24 protein-coding genes are annotated in these 25,738 nt (G+C 49.2%); 20 read left to right on the forward strand and 4 right to left on the reverse strand.

The genetic code is table 11. The annotated features are described in order from the left end of the window. Positions 1-41 precede the first annotated feature (41 nt). The 7 genes from RGU75_RS12065 (at position 42) to RGU75_RS12095 (ending at position 7,490) form a co-directional block, all read left to right on the forward strand. Complete coding sequence (locus RGU75_RS12065; RefSeq protein ID WP_322240477.1) at positions 42-1,046, forward strand: ABC transporter substrate-binding protein; 1,005 nt, start codon at positions 42-44, stop codon at positions 1,044-1,046. Between the two features lie 355 nt (positions 1,047-1,401). Continuing rightward, positions 1,402-2,175, forward strand: coding sequence for an ABC transporter permease (locus RGU75_RS12070; RefSeq protein WP_322236221.1), 774 nt, complete (start codon positions 1,402-1,404; stop codon positions 2,173-2,175). A gap of 190 nt (positions 2,176-2,365) precedes the next feature. Further along, the gene (locus RGU75_RS12075) at positions 2,366-3,130 is read left to right on the forward strand and encodes a transporter substrate-binding domain-containing protein (RefSeq protein WP_322236223.1); all 765 of its coding nucleotides are present in this window, start codon (positions 2,366-2,368) and stop codon (positions 3,128-3,130) included. A gap of 459 nt (positions 3,131-3,589) precedes the next feature. Further along, positions 3,590-4,717, forward strand: a complete 1,128-nt coding sequence (locus RGU75_RS12080) for a branched-chain amino acid ABC transporter substrate-binding protein (RefSeq protein WP_322236225.1) — start codon at positions 3,590-3,592, stop codon at positions 4,715-4,717. A 194-nt stretch (positions 4,718-4,911) separates the two neighbouring features. Next, positions 4,912-5,922 carry a trans-3-hydroxy-L-proline dehydratase gene (gene lhpH, locus RGU75_RS12085; protein WP_322236227.1) on the forward strand — a complete coding sequence of 337 codons (1,011 nt, stop codon included), beginning with the start codon at positions 4,912-4,914 and terminating at the stop codon, positions 5,920-5,922. 38 nt (positions 5,923-5,960) lie between these two features. Next, positions 5,961-6,884: a delta(1)-pyrroline-2-carboxylate reductase family protein gene (locus RGU75_RS12090; RefSeq protein WP_322236229.1), complete on the forward strand. Its 924-nt coding sequence runs from the start codon at positions 5,961-5,963 to the stop codon at positions 6,882-6,884. Between the two features lie 330 nt (positions 6,885-7,214). Next, complete coding sequence (locus tag RGU75_RS12095) at positions 7,215-7,490, forward strand: hypothetical protein (protein ID WP_322236231.1); 276 nt, start codon at positions 7,215-7,217, stop codon at positions 7,488-7,490. A 288-nt stretch (positions 7,491-7,778) separates the two neighbouring features. Here RGU75_RS12095 and RGU75_RS12100 read toward each other — a convergent pair whose 3' ends face one another. Next, the gene (locus RGU75_RS12100) at positions 7,779-8,243 is read right to left on the reverse strand and encodes a rhodanese-like domain-containing protein (RefSeq protein WP_322236233.1); all 465 of its coding nucleotides are present in this window, start codon (positions 8,241-8,243) and stop codon (positions 7,779-7,781) included. A 470-nt stretch (positions 8,244-8,713) separates the two neighbouring features. Here RGU75_RS12100 and glnA point away from each other — a divergent pair, with 470 nt between their 5' ends. The 8 genes from glnA (at position 8,714) to RGU75_RS12140 (ending at position 16,649) form a co-directional block, all read left to right on the forward strand. Further along, positions 8,714-10,129, forward strand: coding sequence for a type I glutamate--ammonia ligase (glnA, locus tag RGU75_RS12105; protein ID WP_322236235.1), 1,416 nt, complete (start codon positions 8,714-8,716; stop codon positions 10,127-10,129). A 291-nt stretch (positions 10,130-10,420) separates the two neighbouring features. Further along, a complete protein-coding gene (locus RGU75_RS12110; RefSeq protein ID WP_322236237.1) occupies positions 10,421-10,918 on the forward strand; it encodes a DUF4124 domain-containing protein in 498 nt (165 codons plus the stop codon). A gap of 182 nt (positions 10,919-11,100) precedes the next feature. Continuing rightward, positions 11,101-12,183, forward strand: coding sequence for a nitrogen regulation protein NR(II) (gene glnL / locus RGU75_RS12115; protein WP_322236239.1), 1,083 nt, complete (start codon positions 11,101-11,103; stop codon positions 12,181-12,183). 100 nt (positions 12,184-12,283) lie between these two features. Beyond that, on the forward strand, positions 12,284-13,837 hold the full coding sequence (gene ntrC / locus RGU75_RS12120; RefSeq protein ID WP_322236241.1) for a nitrogen regulation protein NR(I): 1,554 nt from the start codon (positions 12,284-12,286) through the stop codon (positions 13,835-13,837). A gap of 145 nt (positions 13,838-13,982) precedes the next feature. Beyond that, a complete protein-coding gene (locus tag RGU75_RS12125) occupies positions 13,983-14,744 on the forward strand; it encodes a metallophosphoesterase family protein (RefSeq protein ID WP_322236244.1) in 762 nt (253 codons plus the stop codon). Then, the gene (locus tag RGU75_RS12130) at positions 14,741-15,373 is read left to right on the forward strand and encodes a glutathione S-transferase (RefSeq protein WP_322236246.1); all 633 of its coding nucleotides are present in this window, start codon (positions 14,741-14,743) and stop codon (positions 15,371-15,373) included. Before RGU75_RS12125 ends, RGU75_RS12130 begins: the two co-directional genes overlap by 4 nt. A gap of 58 nt (positions 15,374-15,431) precedes the next feature. Beyond that, complete coding sequence (locus tag RGU75_RS12135; RefSeq protein WP_369124712.1) at positions 15,432-15,785, forward strand: YkgJ family cysteine cluster protein; 354 nt, start codon at positions 15,432-15,434, stop codon at positions 15,783-15,785. Positions 15,786-16,391: 606 nt separating this feature from the next. Then, positions 16,392-16,649 (forward strand): hypothetical protein, encoded by a 258-nt coding sequence (locus RGU75_RS12140; RefSeq protein ID WP_322236250.1) that lies wholly within the window; start codon positions 16,392-16,394, stop codon positions 16,647-16,649. A 338-nt stretch (positions 16,650-16,987) separates the two neighbouring features. Here the strand turns inward: RGU75_RS12140 and prpR are convergent, their stop codons facing one another. Next, complete coding sequence (gene prpR, locus RGU75_RS12145) at positions 16,988-18,640, reverse strand: propionate catabolism operon regulatory protein PrpR (RefSeq protein WP_322236251.1); 1,653 nt, start codon at positions 18,638-18,640, stop codon at positions 16,988-16,990. A 257-nt stretch (positions 18,641-18,897) separates the two neighbouring features. Between prpR and RGU75_RS12150 the strand changes: the two genes are divergently transcribed. The 3 genes from RGU75_RS12150 to RGU75_RS12160 all read left to right on the forward strand — a co-directional run bounded on the left by RGU75_RS12150 (position 18,898) and on the right by RGU75_RS12160 (position 23,044). Continuing rightward, the gene (locus tag RGU75_RS12150; protein ID WP_322236253.1) at positions 18,898-19,326 is read left to right on the forward strand and encodes a hypothetical protein; all 429 of its coding nucleotides are present in this window, start codon (positions 18,898-18,900) and stop codon (positions 19,324-19,326) included. Positions 19,327-19,454: 128 nt separating this feature from the next. After that, on the forward strand, positions 19,455-20,906 hold the full coding sequence (locus RGU75_RS12155) for a bifunctional 2-methylcitrate dehydratase/aconitate hydratase (RefSeq protein WP_322236255.1): 1,452 nt from the start codon (positions 19,455-19,457) through the stop codon (positions 20,904-20,906). A 254-nt stretch (positions 20,907-21,160) separates the two neighbouring features. After that, a complete protein-coding gene (locus tag RGU75_RS12160) occupies positions 21,161-23,044 on the forward strand; it encodes a propionate--CoA ligase (RefSeq protein WP_322236257.1) in 1,884 nt (627 codons plus the stop codon). Between the two features lie 115 nt (positions 23,045-23,159). On the opposite strand, the gene RGU75_RS12165 is transcribed toward RGU75_RS12160, so the two are convergent. Together RGU75_RS12165 and RGU75_RS12170 are read right to left on the reverse strand one after the other, a co-directional pair. Then, positions 23,160-23,339, reverse strand: a complete 180-nt coding sequence (locus RGU75_RS12165; protein WP_322236259.1) for a hypothetical protein — start codon at positions 23,337-23,339, stop codon at positions 23,160-23,162. 170 nt (positions 23,340-23,509) lie between these two features. Beyond that, positions 23,510-23,758, reverse strand: a complete 249-nt coding sequence (locus RGU75_RS12170; RefSeq protein WP_322236261.1) for a hypothetical protein — start codon at positions 23,756-23,758, stop codon at positions 23,510-23,512. Positions 23,759-24,122: 364 nt separating this feature from the next. On the opposite strand from RGU75_RS12170, the gene RGU75_RS12175 reads away from it, so the two are divergent. Next, entirely contained in the window at positions 24,123-24,638 is a 516-nt protein-coding gene (locus tag RGU75_RS12175) for an arsinothricin resistance N-acetyltransferase ArsN1 family B (RefSeq protein ID WP_322236263.1), read from the forward strand. Then, complete coding sequence (locus tag RGU75_RS12180) at positions 24,635-25,600, forward strand: RluA family pseudouridine synthase (RefSeq protein ID WP_322236265.1); 966 nt, start codon at positions 24,635-24,637, stop codon at positions 25,598-25,600. The genes RGU75_RS12175 and RGU75_RS12180 overlap by 4 nt, the downstream gene beginning before the upstream one ends. Positions 25,601-25,738: the final 138 nt, after the last annotated feature.

Below are 25,738 nucleotides of genomic sequence, written 5' to 3' on the forward strand. Positions count from 1 at the left end.
AGCGTGTACTTAAAAGTACGAACACCAGCATGAATATCAATATCAAACTGAAAAAATTTCTGCTGATTCCAACAATGCTCCTACTCGCTCTGGCATTCACCAGCCAGGCGTCAGCAGCGGAAAAATTCAAAATCGGCTATCTGCGCGTAATGGATGATGCGCAAGCGATTGCCGCATTCGAAGGCGGACTGTATAAAAAATATGGTCTGGATGTAGAACTGGTTGAATTTAAATCGGGCACCGACTTGATCAAGGCCATCCTTGGCGGTCAAATGGACACCGGGGTTTTAGGCTTTACGAACGCGGTAGCGTGGGCGTCCAAAGGTGCCGACCTGAAAGTCGTCGCCGGTGCGCAGCATGGCTATCATGCTCTGGTGGTGCGCAATGATAGCGGCATCAAGGACGTTGCTGGTCTCAAAGGGAAGACACTAGCATCGCAAGCGGAAGGCAGCACCGCCGACACAGTACTTAAAGGCGTCACCCTGAAAGCCGCCGGTCTCAAAGCGGACGATATCAATATCGTCGGCGTTAGCCCGCAAGTAGCGGTGCAATCGCTGGTCGGCAAGCGCGTAGATGCTGCGTTTCTGTTCGAACCGCAAGCCAGCATTGCCAAACTAGTCGCGCCAGTAACCCAGATTTATGAAGTCGGCGCGGTCTGGCCATTCCCGTGCATGGTCGTCATCACATCCGGCGAAACGTTGACCAAACGTCGCGATGCAGTGTGGAAATCGCTTGATGCACAACGCGAAGCCATTCAATTGCTAACGAAAGATCCAGCGGCGGCATCGAAGCTGATCTCGCCTTACTTTATTGCAGAACCCACTTTAAAAACGCTGAAGCATGGGGATTTGCCACGTGATGTCGTGATCACCGATGCGATTAAAACGCAGACATTTAATGCGGCCTTAATGCCGAAAGAATTGGCGCGGATGCAAGAGTTAGCGAATATTCTGCAAGATCAAGGCTCACTAAAAACCAAAGATGGAAAGCCTTTTAACGTCAACACCATAGTTGACCTAGACTGGCAAACTGCACGCAAGCTTTAGGTCTTGGTCGGACTTCCGAAAAACCGCCCCAGCGGCGTTGTGCTTTCCTTGCCGCCAACGTGGCCCGGTACTCGCGTGCTGTCTGCGTCGGCACGCCTTGCTGGGACGATTTTGCGAAAGTCCTGATTCGGTGGTTGGTTAAAGGTTGCCTGCGGCGTGGTTTTTCAGCCGTACCTTTGTGTGCTCTCTTCTTCGTCCGGATTGGTGAGTTCGTTGCTGGGAATATTTCTGATCCCGAAATAAGTAATTGGAATTTTTAGAGTTCTTTTTTTGCTTAAATTTAATCATTATCAATGGCCGGCTCGCAGTCGGCCATTGACCTTTACAGTGTATTTTGAACGTATTTAAATAATGTATGAGTGCTCAGATTCGTGTTGGTGGTGTTCGTAAAAAAATGGCGATGGCGCTGGCTATTGTGGTGATTTTGTTTGGTTGGCAAGTCGCTGCGTGGTCGTTGCCGGATTTTTTGATGCCGGGGGTTATTCCGGTTTTTCATCGGCTTTGGGAAGAAATTCAATCGCCTGATTTTCGTACCGCTTTGTGGGGAAGTCTGACGCGTCTTGGGTTTGGTTATGGGGCGGCGTTAGTTTTTGGTATCGGCTTCGGGCTGGTCGGTGCGGTGCTATTTTTCTTTCGAGAAGTGTTGAAGTCGGCGATCATTATTTTGCAGTCGATTCCATCGATTGCATGGGTTCCTTTGTTTCTGATTTTGATGGGTTTTGGGAATTTGCCGATTATCGTTGTAGTCGCTATCGCTGCTTTTTTTCCTGCCGCGTTAAGTGTGATGAATGCGACCGAAAGTGTGCAGCAAGTACACGTCTCCGCCGCCCGCGTAATGGGTGCGAACCGTTGGGATATGCTGAAGCGGGTGTATCTTCCAGCAGTCATGCCGGAGCTGATTACCGGCGCGCAACTGGCTTTTGGTAATGCCTGGCGTGCGTTAATATCGGCTGAAATGTTGATTGGATTTGGTAAGGGATTGGGGCGCACGTTAGCGTACTCAGGTGAGACCGCTGACATGGTCGGTGTAATGACAAATATTCTGGTGATTGCAGTGTTAGCCGCGTTGATTGATCAATTCATTTTGGAAAAACTTAAACATCATTTGTTACGCTATCAATACGTGTAATTAGTGCGCTATTATCAACAGACGTCATCAATATTAATCACTTATTTTGACCATGAAAATACGTTCGCCTTTGTGGTCTCATTTGCTGCGTAGATTGCATAGGGGGGCGATGACGTGTTTGCCGATCTGGTCCAGATTGCCCCGTTTTCCAGCACGGCAGATTACCATTTTATGTCTGGCAACAAGCGCCATGGTGTCATGGGCCCAGACCGATGTTCCTGGTCGCATCCTGCAACGTGACCGGCTGATTGTGGGGGTTGATTATGTCAGTCCGACTTACATTGCCGGCGCCAAGTTTCGGACCCCGGAAAGCCTTGACAGCGAGGTTGCAGCAGGGCTCGCCAAGCGCCTGAAGGTCGGTGTGTCGATGGTCCGGGTGAAGCCGGAAAATCGCTTGCAGTTACTCACTTCCGGCAAAGTGGATGCCTTATTGTTGCGCGTCTCCGAGGGGGAGATTGCCAGCATGGCAAGCGGCCAAAAAGTGGTGATGACCGGCTATCAGGCGCAACCTAAATTAATCATGCGGACGGACACGACTATCAAGCAGTGGTCGCATCTTAAGGGGCGCAGCGTGTGCGTCTCTGCGGGCAGTCCGTATGTGGACAGTATGCAGGCGCGTTACGGTGCGCAAGAAATAGTGGTGAAGGCGCCGGCCGATGCGCTGTTGGCGGTGCGAACCGGTGTTTGCGACGCGACCGTTCACGATGATGTCTTGCTGGATGAGATGTTAAAGCTTCCCGAGTGGAAAAAGTTTTCGGCGAGCTTGCCGCTAGCGGGGCCGACGACCAAACTGGTTTGGGTACTTCGTCCGGTGGATGTTGAGGTGCGGCGCGCTGCTTTCGACCTGATGCAAGATTGGCGTAGTAATGGATTTTGGTTGAATACGCGTAAAAAATGGGTCAATACCGTTGCTTTTGAGGTGTATCTCGACCAGAACGTGCCAGATTGCCATTAACGCCCATTAGTGTAAGACACTGTGAGTCACTATCAAATGGCCGACTCACTTCTGCTATTTTAGCTGCCGAGCTGCATTTTCTTTCTACTTCTTCTTCTTCTTTTTAGCAGTCACACCTATTTCTCCGCATTTGTCACTCTTTTGTGCGCAAACGTTGTTAATCGCGTTTGCCCTATCGACTTTTTGCCCGATCTAATTCCCCTTATTCCTAGCGATACCGCTTAGTCAAGCGACTTTGTTGTTTCTGAGTGAAGTAGGTATTTATTTGTCAGTAAATCGATATAAACTTGCGCTGTTCGCCATTGAATCTATGGGGAAACTGCCGCACAAAAAAATTAAATGCGGCAAGTACCCTGCTAGGATTGCGGTCTGCAAGAGGTGGTAAGGGAGTTGCATTCGTGCCGGTTGCAAGAGGAATGACAAAAATTAACATTACGAAGACAGACGAAAGGATTAGCCATGTACGCACGGACCAAATTGATGATGGTGATGTTGGCAGCACTTCCAGGACTCGCTATGGCGCAGGAGACACAAGTAGTACAAATCGGTTTCAGCGGCCCGTTGACCGGCCCACAAGCATCTGCCGGTAAGGATAACCAAGGCGGTTTGTCCATGGCGATCGACAAACTGAATGCTCAGGGACTTGTCATCGGCGGTAAAAAAATTAAGTTCGAAGCCTTGATGGAAGACGATCAGGCCGATCCACGTGCAGGCGTTAGCGTCGCTCAGAAACTGAGCGATCTGCACGTTAAAGCGATTATCGGACCTTATAATTCTGGGGTTACTATCCCTGCATCGCGTGTCTACAACGACAGCGGTATTGTGATGGCAACGGTTGCCTCGAATCCAAAAATCACGCAACAGGGCTTTGCCAATGTTTTCCGCGTTGCAGCTAGCGATAGCCAGCTTGGTGGAAAGATGGCGTTGTATGCAGCCAAGGAACTGAAAGTGAAGCAAGTATCGATCATTGATGATCGTACAGCTTATGGCCAAGGTCTGGCTGAAGAGTTTGCTAAAGTTGCCAAGGCCAATGGTATCAAAGTCGTCAGCACTGACTTCACCAACGACAAAGCGACTGATTTCACCGCGATACTGACCTCGATCAAAGCGAAAAAACCTGACGCGATTTTTTACGGTGGATACTCGCCACAAGGCGGTCCAATGACACGTCAAATGAAGCAACTGGGATTAAACACCAAGTTGCTGGGCGGCGATGGTATCTGCGCGCCAGAAATGGGCCGTTTGGGCGGCGATGCAGTGGGCGATCAGGTGTATTGCACCCAAGGTGGCGCGATGCTCGACAAATTGGCTGCAGGGAAGGCGTTTGCCGCTGAATACCAAAAACGTTTCAGCCGTCCTGCTGAAACTTACGCAGCGTCGTTTTACGACGGCATGATGGTCGTGGCTCAGGCAATGAAAGAAGCCAATTCGGTTGAGCCAAAGCAATATATCGCAGCGTTAGGCAAGATCAAATACAAAGGTGTTGCTGGTTTGTATGAGTTTGACGCGAATCATGATTTGAAACAATCGCCTGTGACCGTATTCCGGTTTAAGGACGGCTTGCCAGTCGCGCTGACAAGTTATTAATCAGCGGTGATATGGCGGCACCAGGATTGGTGTTGCCGGGTAATTTAAAATGTCGTCGCCGTTTTTACGGGGACGACATTTTTGTTTGTAAAGCTTAAATTTTAAAGCTTAAATGTTGAGATTTAAATGTTGGGATTTAAATTTTAGAAGCGTCATTTTTGAAATGTAAAAACGGTTTTTCGAGGAACAGCATCATGTTGAGTTACACACGCACCATACACACAGTTGACGCGCATACCGGCGGTGAGCCATTGCGCATCGTGATTTCGGGACTACCGCCGGTGCCGGGCGAGACTATATTGGCACGTCGCGCATGGCTGCAAAAAAACCGTGACAACGTGCGTCAATTCCTCATGAACGAGCCGCGCGGCCATGCTGACATGTACGGTGCGTATCTGTTGCCCGCAGTGACAGCTGAGGCCGACTTCGGCGTAATTTTTATCCACAATGAAGGTTATAGCGACATGTGCGGTCACGGCATTATTGCGCTCGGAAAGGTATTGGTGGAATTGAACCATGTCGAGCGCACGATTCCGTTGACGCGCATTGGTTTTGACACGCCAGCGGGATTTATTGAAGCACAGGTTGAATGGGATGGAACGCGCGCAGGCAGCGTCACTTTTCGTAACGTTCCGGCATTCATCTATCAACGCGATATTGAAGTTGATACCCCCAGTTTTGGAAAAATTATCGGTGATGTCGTGTTCGGTGGCGCTTTCTACTACTACATCAACGCAGATCAGGCGAATGTCCAGATCCGGCCAGAACAAGTCCGCACGTTAATTCAGCTCGGTGCAGAAACCAAGGCGGCGGTAAAAGCCAAAATCAACATTCAGCATCCCATCGAAACAGGACTGAATACACTGTACGGCACGATCGTCGACGGCGCGCCAAACAATCCAACGGCTGATCAGGCAAATGTGTGTATTTTTGCAGATCGTGAGGTCGATCGTTCGCCAACCGGAACCGGTACCTCGGGCCGTGCTGCCCAATTGTTTTTGAGAGGAAAACTTTCACTGGACCAACCGCTGATCAACGAAAGTATCGTTGGTAGCTGTTTTAGTGTGCGTGTTGTTGGCACAACCAAGGTTGCTGATTTTGATGCGGTAATGACAGAGGTAACCGGTGATGCGCATATCATGAGCTTCAATCAATGGGTGTTGGAAGAATCAGATCCATTCCCAGAGGGTTTCTTTTTACGCTAACGGCAATTCCTAAACGCAGTTTTAAAGGCGACCAAAATATGCATATTCTCAATTCGCAACAAACCGCAGCAGCGTTGCCGTACAAGGCTTTGGTTCCCGCAATCGCATTAGCTGCAAAACAGTTATATGATGGTCAGATCAACGCACCAGAGCGCATGGTCGTCGAGATCGATAAGGCTAGTGTGTTGCTGTGCATGCCGGCGATTGGTGCAGATATCAGTGTCACAAAATTGATTACCGTTCACGCGAATAATAGCCATCATCAGCTTCCTGCTATCCAAGGTGAAGTGGTGGTTTTTGAAACAGGGACCGGGCGCCGTCTGGCGCTACTTGACGGTCCGGTGGTATCGGCGCGCCGCACGGCGGCGGTTACGCTGCTAGGTATTCAAACGTTATTACCGCGTAAACCGGAGACCGCATTATTGATTGGGACAGGTGTTCAGGCGGCAGCGCACGCTGACGCACTCGCGGAGTATTTTGGCGTACGCACGTTTTGGATTGCTGCCCGCGACACGGCTAAAACCCAAGCATTTTGCGATGCATTAAGGCAACGTTATCCGCAAGTTTCAGTGCATCCGATTGCCGCCGATACGCTGGATAATGCGCTGCCGTTGACGGATGTAGTGATCGCGTTGACGACGTCACGGTCAGCGGTTATTCCAAAGCATATTTCGGCAGATACGTTAGCTGTTGGCGTGGGCGCGTTTAAACCGGACATGGTTGAGTTTCCTGCCGAGTTATTGCATGAGCGCACTATTATTGTCGATTATCTGGCAGGTGCGAAGCATGAAGCCGGTGATTTGCTACAGGCCAAAATTGATTGGTCTGCGGTCGTTGAATTGCCGCAAGTATTACGACAACGCTCGTTACAAACGGATACATTGCCTGTATTTAAAACCGTTGGCCATGCCGCCTGGGATTTGGCCGCAGCACGGGTTGCAATGACATCGTTAACGTTTTAAAAGAACTAAAACACAAACCATGTGTGGGGCAAAAGTGGGGTAAAAGTAAATGGTTTGGGCTGCAAAAACAGGGTCCGTAGATTGCCGCTTTTCATTGGCGTTTAACATCACTTTTCAAATAAGCATTGAACTTTTATTTTTGAGGGACGGTCTATCAGGAGCCTGTTTTGCATTTCTGCATACGAACGGCGAATTTGCTTGCTAACGCGGATTTTTAATTCTGTGTACATCGTGCCGCCGTTTTTCGAACGCGGTATTTGCCATGGTATTTACGCCAGCAATTAAGCTGGCAATCACCATGGTAATCAACCTTTTTGAAGGAGTTCTCATATGCTAACGTTACGCAATCTATTGACTGCCTCAGCTATCGCTGCCTGCGCCACTACTGCTTATGCACAAACACCTGCACCAGCAGCGCCTATGATGGATGCATCAGGGCAACAAGTGGTGATGATCCCTATTCCGGGCACTGATAATTCAATGATGAATCGCTTCGACGATCCTCTTGTTCAAGCGCGGGTTGCCAGATCGGGAGGCGACGCTTCTAGTAAAAATATGAAGATGAATCCGAAGCAAACAGTTGATGAAAAAGATAAAGGGAAGTAACGTATTTCAGCGTTATGCGGTCAATCCTGCAGGGCATTTGAGGCGGGATTAAATTAACATCTGCTGATGTTTCTTCGCATTTTTTGCTTAGCATTGCGCAGTATTCTACTTAGGGTTTTTCATTGCAATTGTGCGATTGGTATGTTTTAACATCGCTTCTGGCATTGAAGTTAGACCAAATCAATATCGTCCGCCAGACTGACAGCGGACGATATTGATTTCGGTGCATCTTTCCTTGTTGGGCTCACACTTTATGCATTTTATTTATCAGGAATGCGTAGTATTTGTTCATGCCCCCATCCAAGGCAAGTCGGCCTTGCACCATCCACCCACAGTTTTCCTATGTCCTGCGGCGTCTTTATCGCCTTCAAATCCTTCGAGAATATCAAAGCAAGCGACGTAGCCGTTTTCAGTCGCTAGCGTTGCTGCGTGACGCGAGCGTACGCCCGATCGGCACAGGAAGACTAGCGTTGTTTGTTTATTGGCAAATAATGCTAATTGATTTAAAAAGTCGGGGTTTGGCGTACCGCCCGGATATTGCGTCCATTGCACAGCGGCGTGTTGTTTCTCGTTGATCGTCACCCGACCAATCCAATCCCTTTCTGCATTGGTCCGAACGTCGACTAAAATTGTATCGGGACTAGCTGTTAACAACGCATAGGTCTCGGCTGGCGTAAAAGCGCCTGCATACGGTAAGTTTCCGGCTTGACCACGGGTGCGGCCGATTTCTAACAACTTCGCGGTGCCTGGCATGTTGTGTCTCCGAATAAAATGGTCGAATAGTAAAGATACATAACCATTATATGATTGAAAAAGAGTGTCCGAAAAGGATCGATCTTTATTGCACTAAATTGGTGCGCAATAATTCCGCTTGAATTCAAGAGCTTTATTTTGGTGCGTAAATTTGATATTGCCCCTGAATGAAGCATCTAAATTGATTGCGTATCGATAGCTGGCGTTATTTTTTTACAAATAAGCCTCCAAACTAGCAAATATGATGAATGAATAACGAATCGCGTTCCACCCGACGGTGGCATGGATTCTGCTATCATTCTCCGTTGAATTCAGTTGTATCGTTTTCTTGTTGTATTGATATTCTCTTGTTTCGCTTATGTGTTGCTTGCATGAGTGAGGCAGGCAGGACATTTATGCACATATTGAATACCCAAATTTGCAAGTCCATTTAAAACATTCGCAGTACTTTCTGATATTAGGAGCTCCACATGGCAATGACGGCCGCAGAAGTCTTGAAGATGGTGAAAGACAACGAAGTAAAGTTCGTTGATTTTCGCTTCGCTGATACCAAAGGCAAGGAGCAGCACGTAACTGTCCCTGTTTCCCATTTTGATATGGACAAATTTGAGTCCGGTCATGCTTTTGACGGTTCTTCGATTGCTGGCTGGAAGGGTATTGAAGCATCAGACATGATTCTGATTCCTGATCCTAATACCGCCAACATCGATCCGTTCATGGAAGAAACCACATTGTTCATGCAATGTGACGTAATCGAGCCAGCCGATGGTAAAGGTTATGATCGTGACCCGCGTTCGATCGCCAAGCGCGCTGAAGCGTACTTGAAATCGTCCGGTCTGGGCGACACTGCCTATTTCGGTCCAGAGCCGGAATTTTTCATTTTTGATAATGTTCGTTGGGGCGCCGACATGTCGGGTTCCTTCGTCAAGATCGGTTCCGAAGAAGCATCATGGAGTTCGAGCGCGGACCTGCCAAACGGCAATACAGGTCACCGTCCTACCGTAAAGGGTGGTTACTTCCCAGTCCCACCAGTCGACAGCTTCCAGGACATGCGTTCGGAAATGTGTTTGATTCTGGAATCTCTGGGTATCCCGGTTGAAGTACATCACCACGAAGTTGCAGGCGCTGGTCAGAACGAAATCGGTACCCGGTTCTCGACGCTGGTTGAGCGTGCTGACTGGACCCAGAATCTGAAATATGTGGTCTGGAACGTGGCCCATACCTACGGCAAAACAGCGACTTTTATGCCTAAGCCTATCGTTGGCGATAACGGCTCCGGTATGCACGTTCACCAATCGGTCTGGAAAGACGGCGTCAACCTGTTCGCAGGCGACGGTTATGCTGGTTTGTCTGAATTCGCACTGTATTACATAGGCGGTATCATCAAGCATGCCAAGGCATTGAACGCGATTACCAATCCGGGTACTAACTCGTACAAGCGTCTGGTCCCAGGCTACGAAGCGCCGGTCAAACTGGCTTATTCAGCTAAAAACCGTTCTGCTTCTATCCGTATTCCACACGTGTCGAATCCAAAAGGACGTCGGATCGAAACACGTTTCCCTGATCCACTGGCTAACCCGTACCTGTGTTTTGCTGCGTTGCTGATGGCTGGTCTGGACGGCGTGCAAAACAAAATCCATCCGGGCGAAGCAGCATCGAAAGATCTCTACCATTTGCCGCCAGAAGAAGACAAGTTGATCCCAACTGTCTGCGCGTCATTGGAAGAAGCATTGGAAGCGCTAGACAAGGATCGTGAATTCTTGACCCGCGGTGGTGTTTTCAGCGACAGCATGATCGATGCTTATCTAGAGTTGAAGATGCAAGAAGTACAGCGCTTCCGCATGGCGACGCATCCGATTGAGTTTGACATGTATTACTCGGTGTAATTCGTTACGAGTTCGTAATGAATTTATAACGGATTTGTTTCGAATTTGTATCGATAGATAGCGATTTAAAATATTGTTTTAATTCGTCATATTTTTTAAGCGATATTTTGATCAAAAAAAAAGGACCGGAAAAGTCATCTTTTCCGGTCCTTTTATACTATTGGACATCGTTTTAATAGTCATTCTGGCACGATAGAATACCAAGTAATTACCTAGCAACTACTTAGCAGGTAGTCACGACAGTCTGGTTTGACTTAAACTAACGTCTTCATTGAATTGCGAAGAGAGTCTATGAAGCACCTCATTCCGGGAATTCTGATCGTTGCTGCCATGAGCGCAATCGGTGGGGCTGCCATGGCCCAAAGTAATATCTATCTTTGTGTCGATGCGCAAGGCACCAGGGAATATAAAAATACAGGTGATACCAAAGGCTGCAAAAAGGTGGATTTACCACCGTTGTCAGTAGCGTCATCACCGCGTCCAGCAGTTGGATCAAACGCGGCGAATAAGTCGTCGCCAGTGACGCCGCCAGACTTTCCTAAAGTCGACGGTGGGACTCAAAAAACGCGTGACAATGACCGCCGTCAGATTCTGCAGGACGAATTAAAGACAGAACAGCAGAAGCTCGCAGATATTGAAAAAGTGTACAACAACGGTGTGCCGGAACGTCAGGGCAATGAGCGCAACTATGCGAAATACCAGGAACGGGTAGCATCGATGAAAGATGATTTGGCGCGCACTCAAAAAAATATTGAAGCGCTTAACCGCGAGCTTTCGAATTTAAAATAAAGATAGTGCGCTATTGCATGTAGCACTTGGTATTAACTTTGCTTGGAATAAGGCCGCGTATGCGGCTTTATTTTTTTGCTATAGATACTGCGCGGCAGCCTGCACTAAGTTCCACTCATTTAAGAGGACGTTGAGGTGTAAAGTGCATTCTCATAGTTTGTTTATATTAAAGAGATTTTTGAATGACAACTAAAACTGCAGTACCGACAGCAACTGAAGGGCTTGAACTACTGGCCTCGGCGGTTCTATTGCTGGACAGAGAAGGACGTATTGTCTATGCCAATCCTACCGCAGAAAGTTTACTCGAAAGTTCGGTTAAGGCACTCAAGCAACAAAAGCTGAGTGATCTATTTTTAAATGGTGGTCAGCTGGCTGCTGTCTTTGAGAAGGCGGTCGCGCATCAGTTTGACGATCTGCGGCAGGATTTGATTTTGGACCGCATTGGTCGCGAACCGCTTTGGGTCGATACCATCGCGAAGGTACTCGACAATCCCGCCACACCTGTTCTGATCGAGTTACGAGAAAATGTTCAACAACTCAGATTAGAAAGAGAAGAACGGCTGTTCGATCAAAGTCAGGTGAATAAGGAATTAATTCGCAATCTGGCGCATGAAATTAAAAATCCTCTCGGTGGCATTCGGGGTGCTGCGCAGTTGCTCGAACTGGAACTGCCCGAGCGTCACCTGAAAGAGTTACGCGAATACACGCAGGTAATTATTAAGGAAGCCGATCGGCTGCAAACATTGGTGGACCGTCTACTCGCGCCGCATCGACGAGCGCACATCGTCGGCGATGTCGACATCCATGAGGTGTGTGAGAGGGTGCGCAGCCTTATGGTCGCCGAGTTTCCGCATGGCTTAAGGATTAATCGCGATTACGACTTGTCGATCCCACAATTTCGCGGTGATAAAGAGCAGCTCATTCAAGCCATACTCAACATCGCGCATAATGCCGCGCAGGCTTTAGCGCACCGTATTCAGGACGGAGATGCCGATTTGACATTTCAGACCAGAATTGTGCGTCAGGTAACGTTGGCGAAGGTCCGTTATCGCCTGGCATTAGACTTGCATATCATTGATAACGGACCGGGTATTCCTATCGACATTCAGGAGCGTATTTTTTATCCTCTCGTATCGGGGCGTGATGGTGGGAGTGGTTTGGGGCTGACGCTGGCACAGACCTTTGTACAACAGCACTCGGGAGTAATCGAGTGCGAAAGTCGCCCGGGCTGTACTGATTTCAGGGTATTGATTCCTCTGCCTTAATAGACTGCGTGGACCGCGTAGTTGTGCAGCTCAGAGGATCACAAGGCCGAAAAGCTACCGACAGAATGCTAACCGCAAGATTATTGAAGCCTGGACACATATGAAACCAATTTGGATTGTTGACGACGACGAATCGATACGATGGGTGCTGGAAAAAGCGCTGGCCCGTGAAAATCTGGTCACCAAGAGTTTTTCGAATGCACGCGATGCGATGGATGCGTTGCAATCCAGCACACCACAAGTGCTTGTCTCAGACATTCGTATGCCGGGGACATCCGGACTTGAATTATTGCAAACAATTAAAGCGCAACATCCGGGCGTGCCGGTTATCATCATCACCGCGTTTTCGGATCTTGATTCAGCCGTCGCCGCATTTCAGGGCGGTGCGTTTGAATATCTCGCAAAGCCGTTCGATCTGGAAAAAGCAGTCGAACTCATTCGGCGTGCGCTGGACGAAAGCTTACGCGAAGTCAATATAGAGCAAGCCTCCGCCGAAACGCCGGAAATTCTGGGTCAGGCGCCCGCAATGCAGGATGTGTTTCGCGCCATTGGACGTCTTTCACAATCGCATGTAACCGTTTTGATAACGGGCGAATCGGGTACTGGAAAGGAACTGGTGGCGCGCGCTCTACATAAACACAGCCCACGTGCGTTACAACCTTTTATCGCATTGAACACAGCCGCAATTCCAAAAGATTTGCTTGAATCCGAATTGTTCGGGCACGAGCGTGGTGCATTTACCGGTGCGCAGGCGTCACGACGCGGGCGCTTTGAGCAAGCTGAAGGTGGAACCCTGTTTCTGGATGAAATTGGTGATATGCCGTTTGATTTACAAACGCGCTTATTACGCGTTCTCTCTGATGGTCATTTTTATCGGGTTGGCGGTCATCAGTCGCTCAAAGCCAATGTCCGTGTCATAGCCGCCACGCATCAGAATCTGGAAACGCGGGTGCGGGAAGGTCTGTTCCGTGAAGACTTATATCACCGACTAAATGTCATCCGTTTGCGCTTGCCAAGTTTGCGTGAGCGACGTGAAGATATTCCCATTCTGACGCGTCATTTTCTAGGACAAAGTGCTAAGCAACTAGGCGTTGAAAGCAAACGTGTTTCCGAAGGTGCGATGCGTTTTATCAGTGCTTTGGACTTGCCCGGTAACGTCCGACAGCTAGAAAATCTCTGCAACTGGATCACTGTGATGGCGCCCGGCCAGACAGTTGAAATCAAGGATTTGCCGCAGGAATTAATTGCTGAATATGATAAGCCGCTTGGCCAGCTTAGCCACGATGTGACTGGTAACACCTATGTATCGGCTGGTCTGGCGCCATTTGATCTGCACGTCGCGTCGACTACAAATATCTCTCCGGAAGATGTAAATCGATTTGCAAAGTTGTCAGATACGAACTTAACTTCTGCTGCCAACGATGGCCGAAATTGGATCAGTCTTTTAGAAGTGGAGGCCGCTACGATGCTGACCGGCGGTGATACCGACGTGATGGATGTATTGGGACGGCAATTTGAATCTGCGCTGATCAAGATCGCTCTGAAGCATACTCATGGACGCAAGAACGATGCAGCAATCAGATTGGGGATCGGGCGCAATACTATCACGCGGAAAATTCAGGAATTAGGAATAGCTGGCGCAAAGGACGATTAATCTGTGAAATTGGCAGGGCTAAAGCCGACGCTAGTGAGCGTTGGCTGGCTCGCTGATTATTTAATCGACACTGATTAGCCTCGAAGCAGTCAAAAATGGTGGACACCAGTAAAATAGGGCCTTTACTATCCTGGTGAGGCAAATAATGCGTCTTGCGATCCTGTCCGATCTACACCTGACCGTCGCGGAAATGTCCGTACCGCCCAGCAATTGCGATGTCGTGATTTTGGCCGGAGACATCGCTCGCCCGCAACAGGCGATTACCTGGGCGCGTCAATTTGACGTGCCGGTTGTCTATGTTCCTGGTAATCATGAATATTACGGTGGCAGCCTGACCGGTACTTTGGCAACCTTGCGCACACTTGCAGAAGGTACGAACGTTCATATTCTTGAGCGTGACGAAATGTGCTTGCATGGCGTACGCTTTCTAGGATGTACCTTGTGGACTGATTTTCGACTGGCACCGACCGTCGAAGAATGTGACGCATCAATGACCATGGCTCGCGAGCTTGTTCGTGATTTCAGTCGTATAAAACTGGATGTGGACAATGAAACTTTATTTACGCCTGTTATATCGCGGCAGATTTTTGATCAGTCGGTAACTTGGTTGGGGCACAAATTTGCTGAATCTTTCGACGGTACAACAGTCGTTGTCTCGCACCATGCGCCTACAAGAGATAGTATTCATCCAAAATATGAGGGCTCACCTTTCAATGGATGTTTCGTTTCTGACATTGAACAAAAACTTGCATCCTGGCAGCCAGCGTTATGGGTCCACGGACACCTGCATGACAGTTCCGATTACCAAATAAAGCAGACGCGTGTGGTGTGCAATCCGCGTGGTTATGTACGCGATGGCATTGCCGAGAATCCGTTGTTCGATCCGCATCTGGTGATCCAGATATGACCGATCAAGGTCTGCCGATCCTGTACACATTTCGTCGCTGCCCTTATGCGATCCGTGCACGTTTGGCAATCAAGGCCAGCGCAGTGCCGGTTCGGATGGTAGAAGTCAGCCTGCGTAATAAACCACAAGCGATGCTGGATTGCTCTCCAAAAGGGACTGTGCCGGTATTGCACTTTCAGGATGGAACAGTCATCGACCAAAGCATCGATATTATGCGATGGGCGCTGGCGATTAACGATCCGCAGGATTGGTTGATTGGGTGCGATGACTTGTCGCCTGATGTCGCTGCGTTGATCGCGCAAAATGATGGCAGCTTTAAGCACAGCCTTGATCGTTATAAATATGCAGAGCGATTTCCAACATTCTCCGCAGCAGATTATCGCCTTCAGTGTGAACTATTTCTATCGATCTTAAATGCGCGCCTGTCGTTGCATGGCTACTTATTGCGAGACCAGCCGAGCCTCGCCGACATGGCACTTTTTCCATTCATTCGGCAATTCGCGCACGTGGATAAGGAATGGTTTTATGGCGTCAATAATGCGCATATACACGTTATCCGATGGTTAGATTCGTTGATCGAATCGCCCCTGTTTGGTGCCGTCATGGAAAAGAAATGCGCGCCAACATAGCGACTTTTGTCGTTGTTGCCAACGCACGTCGAGTACATTTTTTTGGTGAGGTTCTACATTGACCGACAACATGCAAAAAATAAGATTCTTTCGGTCGCACATACCGACATTTGCTTGCGTTCCCGGTTGCCACGATTGCTGTGGACCGGTAAAGGCCTCATCTGACGAGATGGCGAGAATGCCCGTTAAAAGTGACACAGAACATGATGTTGCATTAGCCAACTTAAGCTGCCCACATCTCGGTGAGAAGGGCTGTCAGGTTTATGAAGACCGGCCGATCATTTGTCGTCTGTTTGGCACTACGCCGCGACTTGCATGTCCAAACGGGATGCGCCCGGACCAGATGATCGATACACGAATCGAGGCAAAAATTGATCAGTTTTTTCGAGGAGTGCGCCATGTGTTGGTGTGAAGTGGCAAACAGTTATGCTATGTGCTGCATGCGCCAGTCTGAGAGCGCGAGTTTGTAGAAATTTCTGCACGCGTTTGTTCTCCTCATAAAATACGATTTCCCTCAAAATCAGGTGCGACGCCCTATCGGTCATTAGTCCAAACACTCAAAATATTATCGCGTTTATGTGGAGCTTTCAGGGAAGCGCTATTTTGATTATGTCGACGCGTTTAGCTGCAAATCTTCTCATTAATTCTAAGCTGCCGTTGTTAAGTGTTGATGTTTGGATAGATACTACTATCGTTTTACCGGCCCACGCATTGGAGGGATGACCTGTTTCGTTGTTGTGGCGCAATCAGTTTTCTCATAAAAATTATTTTTTTGAGCAATACACGTTATCCCTATAAAGATAGATTGGATTATTTTCCATTGTAGGTCACGTGTAGGGAAGCACTGTCGGCGCTGACAGTTTCCTCCGACGAGAAAATCAGACGAAACACTATAGAAATCATCTGCTTCAACTCATACCATGGTTAGGCATTTCACCGGGTAATCTTTTCAGTTTAGTTGCCGGGAAAAAATGCGTATTTGCAGCATTGTCACTCTTTCGAACTTTGAAAAGGAACTATGATGAGCTCATCAAATAATACTGGTAATAATCAAAATGATCCAAGTAGAACAAGCCGCGACGGCACTCAAGGGCAGCATGTGAGAGCTGGCGACCAAAACCAAAAGAATACCCCTCAACAAGATACTGGCCGTAGTGGCACTCAGGATCAAAATACAAAGTCTAACGATCAAAATAAAAATGCTGGCGGCGGAGATAAAAACGGCCAACGTCAAAGTGATCAAAGAGACCAATCAGGCCCCGGACGTTCAAAATAGTTGAATCCATCCCGGCGGCGTTGGATGGGATTGGTTATACGAAAACTTGAGCCTTGCTGAATTGCATTAATTTTTATTGAAATCAATCATCTGTTCGGCAGAAATGAAGAAGTGAAGAAACAAAGAAACGAGGTAAAGCCAACTGACTAGTTGGCTTTACTTTTTTCTACTAATGTTTTGTACTAAACAGGGAGAGGGATGTTGGCCCATAAGTCGGCGCATCAATTAGAGAAAAGTGATGCGGTGCCAGCACAGGGAAGTGGCGACAAACTTTTTAACGTTATTTTTGATGAGGCAGGATGCGTGGTTAAGGGTGATTTTTACGAATATTGGACTGCTTATTTCATTTTCCGCCACAGGGTGGTTCGGCTAATGCCAAGGTGTTTCGCCGCGGCCTCCCGGTTTCCTGCAAAGCGCTTGAGAACCTCTTCGATCGATTCTGTCGGTATGTCGGCGATGCGCGTGGCGCTATCCTGATATTCAATCTTGATTGCACCCAATTCCGGTGCAAGTCTTAATATAAATGCGGGGGTTAGCGCCTGCAACGGTTCGGCTGCCAGATACAATGCCAGACGTTCCATCAGATTTCGGAGTTCGCGCACGTTGCCTGGCCATGAATAGCGTGCGAGCAACGGCATGCAGGCCACGACTTCGGCGTGTAGGTTGGCGTGTGGTCGCACTCCTAAGGATGCCAGCGCGTGTTTTAAACGCCACTCCGCAAGTGTGACCAGATCGTCCGGGTGTTCACGTAAAGGCGGCAAATTCATCCGCAATACCGTCAGGCGATAAAATAGGTCACCACGGAAGCGACCGTCTCGGACACGTTCGTCCAAATCGCAATGTGTGGCGCTGATAATGCGTACATCGACGGGAATTGGTCTGGTACCGCCGACACGCACGACTTCGCGTTCCTCCAGAACGCGCAGCAATCGGGTCTGTAACGGAAGCGGCATTTCGCCTATTTCATCAAGAAATAAGGTCCCTCGATTGGCGGCTTCGAACAAACCAGCCCGACCACCGCGACGGGAACCGGTGAAGGCACCTTCTTCATGCCCGAATAATTCCGACTCCAGTAACGACTCAGCCAATGCCCCGCAATTAACGGCGACGAAAGGCCGGCCTGTTTTGGCGGCGGTTCCTTGTTCGTGAGGATGCTCCCGATGAATAGCTTGCGCGGCTAGCTCTTTGCCGGTGCCGGTTTCTCCCTGAATCAACACGGTTGCTGGCGAGCGCGCAAATAAGACGATCGTTTGGCGTATTGTCTCCATCGCTTCCGAGTTGCCACGTAAATCGTTGATGCTATGTTTGGTACGTAAGGTGTCGCTGACGGAATGGCCGCGGCCGCGCGAAGATTCCAGCTGCGTTAAGCGTGCCACTTCCAAGGCATCTTCAAAAGCCTGCCGAATAGAATTGGAGGAGTAAACAAAAATGCCCGCCAGACCCGCTTCTTCCGCCAGATCGGTGATCAGTCCGGCACCGACGATCGCTTTAATGCCGATTGATTTCAGTTCGTTAATTTGGGCGCGTGCGTCCTCTTCTGTTGCATAAGCGCGCTGTTTGATATTCAAGCCGAACACGGTTTGAAATTCTCGTAAAGCCGGTAATGTTTCCTGATAAGTAATCACTCCCAGGTAAGGAGAAATTTTGCGCGCCTTTGCTAGCGCTTGCATAAAATCGAAGCCGCTGGCCTTGGCGATAATCACCGGCACGGACAAACGGCTTTTTAGGTAGGCGGCGTTTGAACCGGCTGCAATGACGGCATCACAACGTTCAGTGATCAGCCTTTCGCGAATATGTTGCACCGCATCTTCAAAGCCAAGATTGATCGGAACAATATGCGCCTGATGATCGTATTCCAGCGTGATGTCGCGGAAAAGGTCGAATAGGCGCGAAACCGATACTGTCCAAATGACAGGCTTATCGGCATTGTCGGTATTTCCCGCCTGACGATGCGGGGTAGCGTTGCTGGAAAAAGGACGAGACTGGGACATGATGGTTTTGCTTCAATGGATGTTCAATAGATGTTTCAATCAATCGTTCCATCACTGTTTCATATTCTCACATGTTACGCAACATGAAACGAGGAATAACCCGCGATAATAAAAATTATTCCTCCATCGGCATAATGTGGGTCCAGAAGACTTAGAATTTGTACTAATTGGTCTGCGAAAATAAACGCCTGAATGGAGAAGGGCTTGCAGAGTGCCAATTTATCTCATGTCCCGTTCTCTATTTTCAGGAAAATGCTATGAATGTATCAAAGATTGCAGTGAGTGTAATAAGCCGTCGGTTTGTGAAAATCTCGATTGTTGCTGCAGTGGTTGCTATGACGGGTTTGTTGGCCGCGTGCGGATCGTCGGTGCCGCTGACCGAAACCCGATCACCTGCCGCAGAGTTGCCGATACTCAGCAAGCTGGTTGCGCCGCCAGCATTGGTGACGGGACGATTTAATTGCGAATTAGGCAATCGCGTTGAAATTGAGTCGGATGGAAATACTGGTGCAAATTTAACCTGGAAGGGTAGTAAGTACCCGATGGTGCCGGTGGTAACAACGACTGGCGCAGTGCGTTTTGAAAATCTGGCCAGTGGGTTGGTGTGGATACAGATACCGGCCAAATCAATGTTGTTAAATACAAAGCAGGGCGCGCAGTTGGCGAATGAATGCAGAGTGCAGTAACACATTGATTTTTTTGCCAGATTGAAATTCAAACCGTGAGGGCGGTTTCGGAGCACAACTTTGCTTCCAGCAGGGAAGAAATTAAAGCAATCCAGCCAGCCGTGACCCCGCCATCAACAAGGAAAAAAATGCCTACTCATATTTCCAACGTCCGCCCAAAATACGACAAAGTCCTGGTCGATATCGTCGACTACGTCACCAATTACAAGATTGTCTCAAAAGTAGCCTTCGACACGGCACGCAACTGCCTGATCGACACGCTAGGTTGTGGTTTGGAAGCGTTGGAATATCCGGCTTGCAAAAAATTGATGGGTCCGATAGTGCCTGGTACCGTTGTGCCAAACGGTGCGAGAGTTCCCGGAACGCAATTTCAGCTTGATCCGGTGCAAGCCGCTTTCAATATCGGCATGATGATCCGCTGGCTCGATTTTAATGATACCTGGTTGGCCGCAGAATGGGGCCATCCATCGGATAACCTGGGCGGCATTCTGGCCACGGCTGATTGGTTGTCTCGTAACGCCGTCGCCGCTGGCAAAAAGCCGTTGAGGATGAAAGACGTGTTGACCGCCATGATTAAGGCGCACGAAATTCAAGGCTGTATTGCGCTCGAAAATTCTTTCAACAAAGTCGGTCTGGATCACGTTGTGCTGGTCAAGGTTGCTTCCACTGCGGTGGTCTCTGAAATGTTGGGACTGACGCGCGAAGAGGCGCTCAATGCCGTGTCGTTGGCGTGGGTCGACGGTCAGTCGCTACGGACATATCGTCATTCGCCCAATACCGGTTCACGCAAATCATGGGCCGCTGGCGATGCAACTTCGCGCGCGGTACGTCTGGCGTTGATGGCAAAGACCGGCGAGATGGGTTATCCGTCGGTCTTGACCGCCAAGACCTGGGGATTTTACGACGTCCTGTTTAAAGGTCAGGCGTTTACATTTCAGCGCAAATATGCGTCTTATGTGATGGAAAACGTCTTGTTCAAAATTTCGTTTCCTGCTGAATTTCACTCGCAAACAGCGGTCGAAGCCGCAATGGTATTGCATTTGCAATTAGCCAAAGCGGGGAGATCAGTTGACGACATCAAAAAAATCACGATCCGCACCCACGAAGCGTGCATTCGTATCATCGACAAAAAAGGTCCACTGAACAATCCCGCTGATCGCGACCACTGTATCCAGTACATGGTTGCTATACCATTGATTTATGGCCGACTGACAGCCGGCGATTACGAAGACCATATTGCTGCCGACAAACGTATTGATATCCTGCGTGACAAAATATTCTGCGTTGAAGATCCCGCTTTCACCAAGGATTATCATGATCCTAAAAAACGTTCAATCGCCAATGCGTTGACTGTTGAATTGAACGACGGCAAGAAACTGAAAGAAATCGTCGTAGAATATCCTGTCGGTCATGCACGGCGTCGCAAAGAAGGCATTCCATTGTTGGAAGAAAAGTTTAGAATCAACCTCGCGCGTCAGTTTCCGATCAAACAACAGCAGCGCATTCTGGAAGTGTCCCTCGACCAGAAAAAGCTGGAAGCAATGGCAGTGAATGAATATGTAGATCTATATGTCATTTAACGGCGGTTTACCTGTTTCAATGATAGTGTTATGGGGGAATGGCGCTACGTGATTTTCTGAGTGCGTAAAAAATAACAATGCAATAGTGTGGTAATCGATTTTTAAATCAAGACGTTCTGTAAGCCGTAGTGTGGTTTAAGCGCAACTCTGTGATGCTTCTCGCGGCAGTTAGAACATATGGACGACTGCATGTGGACGTGGATCTTGAATTGCTCGTGCGCGCTTCTGAAAACGTCCCTACGCGAGGAGACAGCATGACTTACGCCAGCCTGTATAAACGATCGATCGACGACCCACAAACTTTTTGGGCTGAGCAAGCCAGAAGAATCGATTGGCATAAACCCTTCACCCAAGTCCTTGATTACAGCAGACCACCTTTTACCAAATGGTTCGTGGGCGGTACCACCAATTTATGTCACAACGCCGTTGACCGCTGGGTTGCGACCCGAGGCGAGCAGGCAGCGCTGATCGCGATTTCCACTGAAACCAATAGCGAACGGGTGTATTCGTATCGCGAATTGCAGGCCGAAGTCATCCGTGCGGCAGCGATGATGCAATCACTTGGTGTGGAGAAGGGCGACCGCGTACTTATTTATATGCCGATGATCGCCGAAGCAGCGTTTGTGATGTTGGCATGCGCGCGGATTGGTGCGATCCATTCAGTGGTATTCGGCGGCTTTGCGTCCCATAGCCTGGCAACCCGCATTGATGATGTCAAGCCAGTGTTAATTGTCTCGGCAGATGCCGGATCACGCGGCGGCAAGGTCGTGCTTTACAAGGGTTTGCTGGACGCCGCCATCGCGCTTTCGCCGTATAAGCCAGCGCATGTCCTCATGGTCAATCGGGGATTGGCGGACATGCCGATGACGGGCGAGCGCGATGTTGATTACGCCGAACAAAGAGCGTTGCACATGAACGCAAATGTGCCGGTTGTCTGGCTAGAATCGAATGAAATATCGTATGTTTTGTACACATCCGGCACAACTGGCAAGCCAAAAGGCGTGCAGCGAGATGTCGGTGGTCAGGCGGTCGCGCTGGCGACGTCTATCGACTACATTTTCTGTGGCAAGGCGGGCGGTACGTTTTTCAGTACCTCCGATATCGGTTGGGTGGTGGGACATTCTTACATCGTCTATGGACCATTGATCGCGGGTATGGCGACCATTATGTACGAAGGATTGCCTATTTCTCCCGATGGTGGAATTTGGTGGAGCATCGTCGAAAAATATAAAGTTACACAGATGTTCTCAGCACCAACGGCCATCCGCGTGTTGAAAAAGCAACCGCCAGAATTGCTGGAGAAATACGACGTGTCGTCGCTACAAGCGCTTTACCTGGCCGGTGAACCACTTGATGAAACGACTTCTAGCTGGATTGCCGATGCGCTCGGCGTGCCGGTTTACGATAACTATTGGCAAACCGAATCCGGCTGGCCCATGATGACAATCGCCAAAAATGTCGAAGACAAACCGACGCGCCTGGGTAGTCCCGGCGTGCCGATGTACGGCTATAAAATGCAGCTCGTCAACGAAACCACAGGCGTCGTCTGCAAAGCGAACGAAAAAGGTGTGTTGGTGGTCGATGGACCACTACCGCCCGGCTGTCTGCAAACGATCTATGGTGATGACGAGCGGTATGTTAGTACTTACTGGTCGAATTTTGAGCGTCAGGTCTACTCGACCTTCGATTGGGGCGTACGTGATGATGACGGTTACTATTTCATTTTGGGTCGCACCGACGATGTGATTAATGTCGCCGGTCATCGTCTCGGCACGCGAGAAATTGAAGAGAGTATTTCCAGCCATCCAAACGTATCCGAAGTCGCGGTGGTTGGCGTCGAAGACAAACTGAAAGGACAGGCTGCCGTAGCGTTTGTGATTTTGAAGGATGCCAGCGGCCTGACCGATGACGCCGCCAGAGCAAAGACAGAAAAAGAAATCATGGGTGTCGTTGACAAGCAAATCGGTGCAGTCGGCCGCCCGTCGAGAGTGTATTTCGTCAACTTGCTACCGAAGACGCGTTCTGGCAAATTGTTGCGACGCGCGATTCAGGCAATTTGTGAGGGCCGTGATCCCGGCGATTTGCCGACGATTGAAGACATCACCTCACTCCAACAAATACGCAGCGTGCTGATTTAGGACTTACGGAAAACCGCTCCAGCGGCGTTGTGCGCTCCTTGCTGCCGACGCGGCCAGGTACTTGGGTACTATCTGCGTCGCAACGCGGCGTAAGCCAGTCTCCACAAAATGCGGCTTAATGCTCTGTACTCCTTTGGTCCCCGATAAAGAGGGGAGCGGGTTTGAACGCCTGATAACAAAAAACCGCACAGACGGCGTAAAGCCGGTTTTTACCTGTGTTGGTCTTCGTGCGTCCTCTTTGGGCGGCGGTGACGGGGAAGCCTTCGGGCTTGCCGGTTTTTTGTTGTTTTTTCACCGGTCGTTCAATCCTGTTATTTGCCGCCCACCCCGTTTGAACGCGGGAAGCGATTTAACCGTATAGAGAAAAAACACAATGCCTGACATCAAATTTCACCAAGCCTTGTTACACACCATTCCGCGCATTCCTGGTCGACTCAAAGTCGGAGGCGTAGCCGATGTTACCCTTCACGCAGCCAAAGTGATGCCATCATGATCCATGCAATGGCCTGCGTGCGTGACGATCTGTTCGGCCTCAAGCGCAACCACCTCTTTTGGTATGGCCGCAAGCAGCGTTTTCGCTTCCAGAAAAGTCAAACCAAGGCCGATTGGTGGAATGGTTGATTCGACGCTTTGTTCGATACGGAGAACTTCCCTTTCATTTGAGACACGGGAATCATCGTCCGAATCCATGATCATTTTCAGCGCAATATGCATCGCCGCCTCCACTCGACTATCGAGAGTTCTTATGGTGAAGCAAACGCGACCTTAATTCAGTGCTTTCAATTTCCCGCGTTTTTCGCACTCTCTGCTGCATGGGTGGGCAGCTTTTTGCATGTATTTTGTTACTTTATAATCAATATTTATCTCCATTATCAGGTATGGGAGTAGCTATTTTTTCATCATCCTTCGATTGTTGGCGCATTGGCAATTCCGCATGGTTATCAATAGCGCGTTATCATTACAGTCATTCGCTGGTTGAGTTCGTTATGCCGTAGTTGTTTGTCGCGGGGGTTACTTCGGATTTGACTGTGAATAACTTATTTTTACGCCGGCAGTTTCCTTTCTTCATATCCACACTATGACTTATATTATTCGTCCCGCGACGGTCAGCGATGCCGCCGCAATCTGCGACATTTACAATCCCTATGTATTGAATACAAACATTAGTTTTGAGACGGTCGCTGTAAGCGTGCCGGAGATGGCGCAGCGCATCCTGGATATCACGGCGTCTTTTCCCTGGTTGGTATGTGTTGACGATGGCGACGATGGTGACCATAGCGGCATAATCCAAGGTTACGCCTACGCGACTAAATGGCGCGCGCGTGCCGCCTACGCGCAGGCGGTGGAAAGCTCGGTTTATCTATCGGATAACGCTGCTGGAAAGGGCCTCGGAACAATGTTGTATCGTGCGCTGTTGGACGGTCTGGAAAAACTTCCCGTTCATACCGTGATCGGCGGGATTGCGCTGCCCAATGCCGGTAGCGTGGCTTTGCACGAAAAAATGGGTTTTGAAAAGGTCGGCGTTTTTCGAGAAGTCGGCATTAAATCGGATACGTGGATTGACGTTGGTTACTGGCAACTGAACCTTTCATGAGAGCGACCGCCACTCCGTCCGGAGTCAAGACAGAGGAATGCATAACGGCAGAACTGACCGAAATTTCTTTGTCCCCGGAATCGTCACCGCTGCCTATCGTCGACGGTGTTGCGCCCAGTTATGTCTGGTTGCCAGCGGGCGACTGGCCGGATTTGCTGACATTTTTGATTCAACGCTTTCCGGCTATTCCCGCAGCGACGTGGATTGCACGGATGGAGAGCGGCCAGGTGGCGGATGCTAACGGCGTCAAGCTGACATCATCGGCACCGTATCGGCATGGTTGTCGTATCTATTATTATCGCGCGCTGGATGCAGAAACGCCGATTCCTTTTGAAGAAGTCATCCTGTATCAGGATGAGCGTTTGTTGGTGGTGGATAAGCCCCATTTTCTGCCGGTGATTCCGGCGGGGCGCTTTTTGCGTGAGACACTATTGGTACGATTGAAAAAGAAGACGGGCCTGTCAGAACTTTCGCCGATTCACCGACTTGATAGAGAAACCGCGGGAGTGATGATGTTTTCACTCGACATTGCGACGCGTGGCGCTTATCAGTCATTATTTCAGCAGCGTTTAGTGAAGAAGGTTTATGAAGCGTTGGCACCGACCATGCCGCAAATGGCTTTTCCGTTGATACACCGTAGCCGCATGGTGGAGGGTACGCCTTTTTTTCGGATGGAAGAAGTTGACGGAGAGCCAAACTCTGAAACGCAGATTGATTTGATCGAACATCGGGAAGAAAATAGTTTGTATCGATTGCAACCGCTAACGGGGAAGAAACATCAGTTACGCGTTCACATGGCAGCGCTTGGTGTGCCTATCGTTAATGACATTTTTTATCCGACGATTAATCCATGCAAAGGCGATGACTGGTCGTCGCCACTAAAGTTGCTGGCGAAATCGATTTCTCTTAACGATCCGGTAACCGGCCAGCGCCTGGTCTTTGAAAGTAATCGCACGCTCTGAAATTGTTTGAAATTGTCTGAAACTATCGGGATAGTTTATCGCCTCAACGACGCTGACCTGGCCTTAGTTGAAAACGCGCAATGCAGCATGCGCGGGAAAGCCTTATGAGGCTAATTAAGCCTGAAAGCAATGAGGCAG

It is taken from the genome of Glaciimonas sp. CA11.2 (genome assembly GCF_034314045.1).
Taxonomy (GTDB): domain Bacteria; phylum Pseudomonadota; class Gammaproteobacteria; order Burkholderiales; family Burkholderiaceae_D; genus Glaciimonas.

What these genes read in the sequence shown, in the direction of transcription:
- RGU75_RS12070 (WP_322236221.1), top strand. Translation starts at nt 1,402, where the DNA reads ATGAGTGCTCAGATTCGTGTTGGTGGTGTTCGTAAAAAAATGGCGATG.
- RGU75_RS12075 (WP_322236223.1), top strand. Translation starts at nt 2,366, where the DNA reads ATGGTGTCATGGGCCCAGACCGATGTTCCTGGTCGCATCCTGCAACGT.
- RGU75_RS12080 (WP_322236225.1), top strand. Translation starts at nt 3,590, where the DNA reads ATGTACGCACGGACCAAATTGATGATGGTGATGTTGGCAGCACTTCCA.
- lhpH (WP_322236227.1), top strand. Translation starts at nt 4,912, where the DNA reads ATGTTGAGTTACACACGCACCATACACACAGTTGACGCGCATACCGGC.
- RGU75_RS12090 (WP_322236229.1), top strand. Translation starts at nt 5,961, where the DNA reads ATGCATATTCTCAATTCGCAACAAACCGCAGCAGCGTTGCCGTACAAG.
- RGU75_RS12095 (WP_322236231.1), top strand. Translation starts at nt 7,215, where the DNA reads ATGCTAACGTTACGCAATCTATTGACTGCCTCAGCTATCGCTGCCTGC.
- RGU75_RS12100 (WP_322236233.1), bottom strand. Translation starts at nt 8,243, where the DNA reads ATGCCAGGCACCGCGAAGTTGTTAGAAATCGGCCGCACCCGTGGTCAA.
- glnA (WP_322236235.1), top strand. Translation starts at nt 8,714, where the DNA reads ATGGCAATGACGGCCGCAGAAGTCTTGAAGATGGTGAAAGACAACGAA.
- RGU75_RS12110 (WP_322236237.1), top strand. Translation starts at nt 10,421, where the DNA reads ATGAAGCACCTCATTCCGGGAATTCTGATCGTTGCTGCCATGAGCGCA.
- glnL (WP_322236239.1), top strand. Translation starts at nt 11,101, where the DNA reads ATGACAACTAAAACTGCAGTACCGACAGCAACTGAAGGGCTTGAACTA.
- ntrC (WP_322236241.1), top strand. Translation starts at nt 12,284, where the DNA reads ATGAAACCAATTTGGATTGTTGACGACGACGAATCGATACGATGGGTG.
- RGU75_RS12125 (WP_322236244.1), top strand. Translation starts at nt 13,983, where the DNA reads ATGCGTCTTGCGATCCTGTCCGATCTACACCTGACCGTCGCGGAAATG.
- RGU75_RS12130 (WP_322236246.1), top strand. Translation starts at nt 14,741, where the DNA reads ATGACCGATCAAGGTCTGCCGATCCTGTACACATTTCGTCGCTGCCCT.
- RGU75_RS12140 (WP_322236250.1), top strand. Translation starts at nt 16,392, where the DNA reads ATGATGAGCTCATCAAATAATACTGGTAATAATCAAAATGATCCAAGT.
- prpR (WP_322236251.1), bottom strand. Translation starts at nt 18,640, where the DNA reads ATGTCCCAGTCTCGTCCTTTTTCCAGCAACGCTACCCCGCATCGTCAG.
- RGU75_RS12150 (WP_322236253.1), top strand. Translation starts at nt 18,898, where the DNA reads ATGAATGTATCAAAGATTGCAGTGAGTGTAATAAGCCGTCGGTTTGTG.
- RGU75_RS12155 (WP_322236255.1), top strand. Translation starts at nt 19,455, where the DNA reads ATGCCTACTCATATTTCCAACGTCCGCCCAAAATACGACAAAGTCCTG.
- RGU75_RS12160 (WP_322236257.1), top strand. Translation starts at nt 21,161, where the DNA reads ATGACTTACGCCAGCCTGTATAAACGATCGATCGACGACCCACAAACT.
- RGU75_RS12170 (WP_322236261.1), bottom strand. Translation starts at nt 23,758, where the DNA reads ATGCATATTGCGCTGAAAATGATCATGGATTCGGACGATGATTCCCGT.
- RGU75_RS12175 (WP_322236263.1), top strand. Translation starts at nt 24,123, where the DNA reads ATGACTTATATTATTCGTCCCGCGACGGTCAGCGATGCCGCCGCAATC.
- RGU75_RS12180 (WP_322236265.1), top strand. Translation starts at nt 24,635, where the DNA reads ATGAGAGCGACCGCCACTCCGTCCGGAGTCAAGACAGAGGAATGCATA.